Raw genomic sequence first — 8,073 nt, 5'->3', positions numbered from 1 at the left:
CCGCCCCATGGGCAGGGAGCGGGGGCTACCCACCCGATGCACCCCGGCGCACACCCCCGACGTGATCGGCTACACCACAAGAGGGGACGCCATCCCCAGTCCACTCCTACGTCACCCAAGGAAAACGATGACGCGACCTGGCCCTCACCCATGCGGATCGAGATCTCGGACCAGCGAGCCCCGATGCCGTCGCCGTGGTCGACTCGCGTAGCCATCACGGGCAAGTGCCGACTTCTGGGCACGCCACCCACTGCAACGACGGGTACCCCGAACATCGAAAAGCTGCCACCGCCCTCTTCGACTGTCCGACGGGCCCTGCGGGCATGGGCCTCCCGAACGGGCAGGGCCTCCAGTCGTGCGTCCAAGCCGGCAGATCGGCAGTGACCATCGAAAGTCGCCTCGAATTCGGCGGCCTTCGAGGCCGGAATGTCATGAAGCCTGGAGCCCGGCTGCCTATCAAAGGTCCGAACGGCTTCGGAGGCATCCGGACCGGTGACCAGGAAGTCAACGGCGCCCGTGACGTCGGCAGCCATGGCTGGGTCTTCGATACCCAAGGCGGCCGGATCGATGTCCGCTGGCGACCGGTCTCCGCTCCACAGCCCCAGGTGACCACCGTCAATGATCACCAGGGTGCCGGACGGGCAACTGATGGCCCCCAGTTCGAACATCTCTTCCATGGCGCGCGAGTCTACGGCCCCCCAGCAAGCCGTCCGCGGGCGGATGGCTAGAGCTGTCGGACGGCCACTGGGGCCGTACGTCGCACGGCAGGGGTGGGCACGTTTCCGCGTCCTATCCCAGATTCGACCAGGCCGGACTGACGGATCTGGGTGCAGCGGAAGACTCCAGCAGTCCGTCGGTCTCGGCGTCGATCCGCCGTTAGCGATCCGCCCGGGTATTGCGGCGGCTTTGAGGTGGCTGCGGGTGAGGCGGCCGGCCTCACCGGGGTGGAGCGATAGCCAGCATCGCGCGTGTCTCCCGCGCCAGCAGCCGTTCGCACTTGTCGGCGAGCGCTTCAAGGATCGCCGGGTAGTACCCACACGGGTGGGAACGGAGCCGGTTGTGGGCGCGTGTGCGGTCCCAGACCGCGTCCTGCTGGGCCCTGGCCAGCACAGCGATCGCCCTGACCAGGTCGGAGTTCTCGGGCAGCAGCCGGTGGAGTCCAGCATCAGTCCGCGGGATGTGCACCAGGACGACAGCGATGGCCGGACTTCTTGCGGGAACGACGTACCGGTCCCGATAGCGGGCCCCGCCATCGGATTGATCGCATAGAAACGCCGGCCGGTAGCTCGCAGGCAGGTCACCAGCAGACGCTCGAGAAGTCGCGATCGGGATCGGATCTTTTGGACTGTCGCCGTGCTCGGTCAGCAGCAGCAACAGATCCTGGAAACCTGCGGCGTCATCGCTGATCTGCAACTTGCCGAGAAGGGGGCGTCGCCATCGACCACCGCGAAGTCGAGATGGTCCTCAGACCATCTCGATTCCGCAGGTCACGTGCACTACACGCCGAATCAGACCGCAGCATCGACAGGTCCGCTAGGCAGTCCCGCTGAGCGGGATCGCCAAAGCAAGGTCCACAAGGATCTTCCCGGGATCGTGGACAGCCCGCGGTTACGCCAGGACCCCAGATGCTCGGATATCGCCTGGTCAAGGCCGCTCTCGCGGATCGTATCCAGCATCGGGTGTGTCGCCGTTCCGTGAACCGTGACCCCCTATCGGTCGATGAAATGTGACCCCTTCCGTGATCGAGTGATCAGTCTGGCTCCATGGGAGTCAGGTGGAATAGGTGATCGGTGTGGAGGACTGGGCTGAGATCCGGCGACTTCACCGCGCGGAGGGCATGTCGATCAAGGGGATCGCGCGGCATCTGGGGATCGCCCGGAACACCGTGCGGCGGGCTGTGGCCAGTGACGATCCGCCGAAGTACCGCCGGGCACCGAAGGGCTCGATCGTGGACGCGGTGGAACCTGCGATCCGTGGGCTGCTGGCCGAGTACCCGCGGATGCCGGCCACGGTGATCGCCGAACGGATCGGCTGGGAACGGTCCTTGTCGGTGCTGAAGCGGCGGGTGCGGGAACTGCGGCCGGTCTATCTTCCGGCGGATCCGGTGTCTCGGACGGCGTATCAGCCCGGTGAGCTGGCCCAGTGTGATCTGTGGTTCCCTCCGGCGGACATCCCGCTAGGCTTCGGGCAGACCGGACGGCCGCCGGTGCTGGTGATGGTGGCCGGCTACTCGCGGATGATTACCGCACGGATGCTGCCCTCCGGCAGGCGGCCGACCTGGTGACAGGGCACTGGGACCTGCTGTCCGGCTGGAACGCGGTGCCCCGGGCTCTGGTCTGGGACAACGAGCCGGCCATCGGACGTCGTCGGGAGGGCAAGCCGGTGTTCGGCCATGAGTTCGCCGCTCTGGCCGGGCTGCTGGCCTGCAAGGTCATTCTGTGCCGGCCGCGGGATCCGGAGGCCAAGGGCCTGGTCGAGCGGGCCAACGGCTATCTGGAGACATCGTTCCTGCCTGGCCGGGTGTTCACCTCCCCGGCCGACTTCAACATCCAGCTGACCACGTGGCTGCAGATCGCCAACCGCAGAGTGCACCGCACGCTCGACGCCCGCCCGGCCGAGCGGTGGGAAGCCGACCGGGCGGCGATGCTGGCCCTGCCGCCGACCTCTCCGCCACGCTGGTGGCAGACCTCGGTGCGGATCGGCCGGGACCACTACATCCGCCTGGACACCTGCGACTACTCCGTCCACCCGGACGCGATCGGACGGATCGTGCGGGTCGAGGCGGACACCGAAACGGTGCGGGCGCATCTGGACGGGCGCCTGGTCGCCGACCACGCCCGCTGCTGGGCCCGCCACCAGACGCTCACCGACACCGAGCACACCGATGCCGCCCAGGTGATGCGGCAGCGGCACCACCGTCTGGCAGCCGTCGAGGCCGCCGCGGTCGAGGTCGCCCAGCCCGACCTGCCCACCTACGACCGCGTCTTCCAGCTGATCGAGGGCGGAGCCGGACAGGAGGACTGAAGTCATGCCCACCCACACCGCCACCTCCCGCGACATCACCGCCGAGCTGGCGTTCCTCAGCCGTGCTTTGAAGGCACCGGCCCTGCTGGACGCCGCAGATCGCCTTGCCGATCGCGCCCGCGACGAGTCCTGGACGCATCAGGAGTACCTGGCCGCCTGCCTGCAACGCGAGGTCGCCGCCCGTGAAGCACACGGCGGCGAGGGCCGCATCCGTGCGGCCCGGTTCCCGGCCCGCAAGACCTTGGAGGAGTTCGACTTCGCTCATCTGAGGGGCCTGAAACGGGAGGCCGTGGCGCATCTGGGCACCCTGGACTTCATCACCGGCAAGGAGAACGTGGTCTTCCTCGGCCCACCTGGCACGGGCAAGACCCACCTGGCTATCGCCCTGGGGATGCGTGCGTGTCAGGCCGGACACCGTGTCGCGTTCGCCACCGCCTCCCAGTGGGTCGACCGCCTGGCCGCCGCCCACACCGCCGGAAAGCTGCAGGACGAACTCCTCCGCCTGGCCCGCGTCCCGGTCCTGGTCATCGACGAGGTCGGCTACATCCCGTTCGAGCCCGAGGCCGCGAACCTGTTCTTCCAGCTGATCTCCGGCCGCTACGAACGCGCATCGGTGATCGTTACCAGCAACAAGCCCTTCGGACGCTGGGGCGAGGTCTTCGGCGACGATACCGTCGCCGCCGCCATGATCGACCGTCTCGTCCACCACGCCGATGTGCTCTCCTTGAAAGGAGATTCCTACCGCCTCAAAGACCGTGACATCGGCCGCACACCAAGCGCGGCCACTGGGTGAACACCACAACAAACAGGGTCAGGATTCACCGACCCCCAAGGGGTCCAGGTTCAGAGACCGCCGACAGGGTGAGCACCGGCTTGCGAGACCACCTGCCGACCGTCTCCCCGGGACACGGGCACGCAGATGCGAGACGCTGCAGGTCAAAGGAAACTTCCGTATTTCTGATCGACCCCTACCCCTGGAGCCACGGGGCCAGCTCACCTCATGAAAGTACGAGGTTAGCCAGAACTTCGAGCGTCGTTCGCAACGGGCTACCTCTGTGCCGACCATCACACCGACGCGACCAGCGAGCGGGGTCTTTAAACGGGCCCTGACGCGTCGGGGGCGTCGCCAGAGTTGGGCTGGCCATGCCATCACACACCGCTCAGCCCCCAGCGGAGACCCTGGGCTGCCTGCCAACGGCAGCGTCTGCATGTCTGCTGCACGACGAACAGCGACCGACAGTTCATGCACGGCGGAACCCATCTTGCGCTGCTCCATTGTCGCCTCGTCCTCGGCCGCCGCCGGCGAGCGCACCTGCCTTCCGGTCGTGACAAGGCAAAGGGTGTCGCTGCGGTCGGCGGCGGCATGTACCCCCGCAGCAGAAGCTGGCTCCACAGGGGGATGGGGCGCACAGCGCCCGGGTCAGATGCCGCTCAAAACTCGAAGCAGTGATCACGTTTGACAGCCACACGGGCAGACGGCAAACTACCCCAATAGATAGAACGATCTATCTATTGTAAAGCCTCCGACTCTCGCCTTGCTGTGTACTTCGCAGGTGCGTGGCGGCTTTTGGATTGACGAGAATCCGCCAGCCTATCGTCTACGGGCGAGTCATTTCGTTTCCTCGAAGGAGTCATAAACAAATGCAGAATACACCCAGCCCGACAGAAGGCGTCAGTTCCGCGCGTCAGCTCGGCGCATTCGAGCGCATGTACTACAGGTATGAACAACGGCATACAATGAATTTCATGGTAGCCGCCGAATTCATGGAATTGATTACGGTCGATCGTGTTGTATCGGCGCTTAAGGCAGCTCAACGACGCCACCCACTACTCCGGGCCTGCATCGAGGATGACGCCGCAATCGGGCCCGAATTTCGGTTTCCGGAGCACGCGCCTGAAGTTGAACTGCGCGTGGTGCACCTGGATCACCGCAACTGGAACTCGGTGGCTGCGGAAAACTTCACCAACAAGATCGACAATGCTTCCCCCACGCTCATGCGTGCCACCCTGGTCAGCGGAGGCGAGGGGTCGACGATCCTCTTGCAATTCTCGCATGTCATAGCCGACGGGATGTCCGCCATCTTCATTCTGGAAGATATCGTAGCCTCCCTTAACGGCAACGCGTTGAAGGCACTGCCCACTCCTCCGTCGCAGGAGCAGCTGATAGCAGCGCTTCTTCCTGAAATTGACGCGAGCATCCTCGCGGACCTTCCTGCACCCAGCCCTGAGATGGCTGCCTGGGTGGCTTTCGAACCCGAAGTGGACAAGACGCCACACGTCAGCACCTGCACGTTGGATGCCGAACTCACGGCGAAGATCGTGAGCCGCTGTCGAGCCGAAGAGACCACCGTTCAGGGTCTTCTGGTGGCCGCCTTTTCGCAAGTATACAGCGCGCATCGCAGTCAAGATTTCGTACGCGTAGTGACGCCGATTAATTTCCGCAGTCTAATCGGTGAAAGGAGGGACTCTGCGAATTACATCACGGCTGCCCGGACCGGCTCCACTCCATTGGATGGATCATCCATTTGGGATCAGGCGCGAGCACTCAATGAAGAACTAATTATCCCCCGGTCGAATGTCGGCGTAACCATTGGATCAATGGCGATACGGCACTTTTTGCCGTCGAGCGCGAGCAGCGAAATGGTGGAAGGGTTCATGAACTCGCAGCTTGCACACGAAATGCAGGTTAGTAATCTCGGCGTGCTCAACTTCGCGCGTTCCGGGCCAATTTATCCGGCTGCCGTCTGGGGTCCGATGCTTTTGTTGAACATCGCCGGAGAAGCCAACTCTGGAATCACCACTTTTGAAGATAGGCTTCACATTGTGACTTCTAGTCGCGTGGTCGATAAAAAGTTTCTTGACGATGTTCAGGAAATCTTGACCGAAAGTGTATAAGGATAACGGGCAGCTGCCATCAAAGAGATGTCAGCCCATGCAGCGACTTACGATCCTGCGTATGTCTTACGTGCCCCGGGTTGTCGAAGCAGGTCACTCTTGTGTCTTCTCCGGGGATCGGCGGCCGTTTTGGGGCCGACATCGCCCGACCTGCGCCGGCCGACTCAGGTGGCGCAGGTCCGTGGGGAGGTCGTCCGGCGCTGAGACGATCAGGGCTTTGAGCTGGCTGGTCACCGTGGTGGAGGCGTGCACGGTGCCTTGTCGGGTGGCCAGGAGTACCCGCATCACGTCGTACTCTCCGCTTCGGAGATTGCCACGGCCGACGCAGAAATTGAACCCCTGCGCCCGCGCGGCACCGTCGCGCCCTGGTGGCCACAAGCATCGGCAATCTGCAGGGGCAATACAACAACCCGATCTGCGACTACTCGGCCACGGCGCTCGCGACGCTTCTTCTTCGGTGGCGGCAGGGCGACCCGGGGTGCCGTCCATGTTCGCTGTGTTCGCCATCGGCTTCTTTGCCTGTCCCCTCGACACCGTGGTCTTCGGCCACATCGGTGACCGCTTCGGCCGTCGCCCTGCACTGCTCGTTAGCGTCGTCGTCGTGGGAGCAGCAACCGCACTCATCGGTTGCCTGCTCACCCATGATCCGCGGAGAACCTGGCGCGGGTTCTTCTCGTGCTGTTCCGACTGGTTCAGGGCTTTGCGGTAGCCGGGGAGTGTCATGCTCGTCGAGTGCGCTCCGGACGGCAGACGGGTCGCGTAATCGGCAGCTTCCATCCGCGAGTACCGGGCCCGCCACGCGGCCACAGCACTGGGCGGCCAGGAGCCCACCCCCCGTCCAGTACCAGCGCGGCTGACTCCGACACCGGGCGGTCGAGTGCGAGAGGAGACCCTCCATTCCGCCAGGCCCCCGTCAACAGCGACGGGGGCCTGGCACACACGTAGGCGTGTAGGGAATGCGGCACCCATCCGACGGGCCTCTTCCGAGACGGTTCAGGCCGTTGTGCCATCTCAGGAGACAAGTCAGCGCTCGCAGTTGCACGACGAAGGCATGCCCGAAAGCCAACTACCGTCTTCTGGAAATACTTCGGCGCCGGTAGAGCGTGCAAAGCGAACCGGACACGATCGTCCAGCAGGTCGGTGCGGCACCGTGCCGAAAGCCCTACCGCACCGTGGTGACGACCGCATGGCGGTCCGCAAGCAGGGGTACGACGCGCTCCAGGACGAGGCTACGGAAGTGGGCGCTGTCACGGTGGGCGTCCAGTGCCGTTTGGTCGGCGTAGCGCTCGATGAGCACGAGGTCGCCATTGCTGGCACCGTCGGGGCGGTAGATCTGGTACCCGAGGCACCCGGGCTCTACTCGAGAACCCCGGATCAATTCGGGGAGCACAGCGGCGATCGTCTCGCTCTCGCCGACACGTGGGCTCCACCAGGCGATCACGATGACCTCACCCGGTCGTGCATCGTCCAGCGGCCAGATGTTCGTGGGGGTGTCGCTCACGGGTTTGCACTCCTCGTGGTTGCGGGGTCGGTGGTCCTGACTTCCGGTAGCCGCATCGGTTCGACGCTGGCGGTGCTGGCGCACGACGGTGTCTATGAGTTGACACCGTCCGAATCCTCGCCGACTCGTGCGGTCCCGAGACCATTCGACACGAGGGACAAAGGCACCAGCGGCCAGTGCGCGACTGTGCACTGGCCTCGTCCCTGGAGCCGCAGGCAGCTGAAGGCGATTACACCTCCCGGGCTCCCTTCACGGGCATGCTGTTGTGGATGCCTGCGCGGGACACGAGCCCGGTGTGCCGTAAGGGTTGCTCTCCCCCTAGGGACTGGCGCGTAGGCGTTGGATTTCGAGGTCGGCGATCCGGGCGGCGGCCGTGTCCGGGGGCGGGTGATTGACGTCCTCCCTGTCCTGAGGGGCGGGGATTTCTGGCTGGCGTGGGCTGGGGGCCGGCGGTCTGTCGGCGTTGGCGTGGTCGGGACCGGGTGGGACGGGCTTGGTGTGGGCGGTGTTGTTGTCCCTGGGTGTATGGCTGGGTACGGGGTGCGGGGGGGGTACGTTCTGAGAGGTCGTTAAGTCCCATTACAGATGATCTGGTGTCGCCCGTTCGGGGGTGATGGGACGGTTCCGTCCTCGTGTCATGGCGTGTACATGAT

The 8,073-nt window shown here is 64.8% G+C and carries 6 protein-coding genes and 1 pseudogene; 4 read left to right on the top strand and 3 right to left on the bottom strand.

Translation table 11 applies throughout. The annotated features are described in order from the left end of the window. A partial coding sequence (locus ACIP98_RS41480) for a hypothetical protein (RefSeq protein ID WP_401981966.1) occupies window positions 1-677 on the bottom strand: 677 nt, incomplete at its 3' end. Window positions 678-936: 259 nt separating this feature from the next. Continuing rightward, entirely contained in the window at window positions 937-1,413 is a 477-nt protein-coding gene (locus ACIP98_RS41475) for a hypothetical protein (protein WP_401981963.1), read from the bottom strand. Window positions 1,414-1,783: 370 nt separating this feature from the next. Between ACIP98_RS41475 and istA the strand changes: the two are divergent. From istA to ACIP98_RS41455, 4 genes and pseudogenes are all read left to right on the top strand, one after another. Further along, a pseudogene (gene istA / locus ACIP98_RS41470) lies at window positions 1,784-3,024 on the top strand (IS21 family transposase). Between the two features lie 4 nt (window positions 3,025-3,028). Next, the gene (gene istB, locus ACIP98_RS41465) at window positions 3,029-3,817 is read left to right on the top strand and encodes an IS21-like element helper ATPase IstB (RefSeq protein WP_401981960.1); all 789 of its coding nucleotides are present in this window, start codon (window positions 3,029-3,031) and stop codon (window positions 3,815-3,817) included. Between the two features lie 848 nt (window positions 3,818-4,665). Further along, window positions 4,666-5,919, top strand: a complete 1,254-nt coding sequence (locus tag ACIP98_RS41460; RefSeq protein ID WP_401981958.1) for a condensation domain-containing protein — start codon at window positions 4,666-4,668, stop codon at window positions 5,917-5,919. Between the two features lie 487 nt (window positions 5,920-6,406). Continuing rightward, window positions 6,407-6,628 (top strand): hypothetical protein, encoded by a 222-nt coding sequence (locus ACIP98_RS41455; RefSeq protein WP_401981956.1) that lies wholly within the window; start codon window positions 6,407-6,409, stop codon window positions 6,626-6,628. Between the two features lie 453 nt (window positions 6,629-7,081). On the opposite strand, the gene ACIP98_RS41450 is transcribed toward ACIP98_RS41455, so the two are convergent. Beyond that, the gene (locus ACIP98_RS41450; protein ID WP_401981953.1) at window positions 7,082-7,420 is read right to left on the bottom strand and encodes a putative quinol monooxygenase; all 339 of its coding nucleotides are present in this window, start codon (window positions 7,418-7,420) and stop codon (window positions 7,082-7,084) included. Window positions 7,421-8,073: the final 653 nt, after the last annotated feature.

Source organism: Streptomyces sp. NPDC088354, from assembly GCF_044753585.1.
Taxonomy (GTDB): Bacteria; Actinomycetota; Actinomycetes; order Streptomycetales; family Streptomycetaceae; genus Actinacidiphila.
The sequence above is the reverse complement of the archived record's forward strand: the minus strand, read 5'-3'. Positions and strand labels throughout refer to the sequence as shown.

Coding starts and splice junctions, on each gene's coding strand:
- istB (WP_401981960.1), top strand. CDS start 3,029: ATGCCCACCCACACCGCCACCTCCCGCGACATCACCGCCGAGCTGGCG.
- ACIP98_RS41460 (WP_401981958.1), top strand. CDS start 4,666: ATGCAGAATACACCCAGCCCGACAGAAGGCGTCAGTTCCGCGCGTCAG.
- ACIP98_RS41455 (WP_401981956.1), top strand. CDS start 6,407: ATGTTCGCTGTGTTCGCCATCGGCTTCTTTGCCTGTCCCCTCGACACC.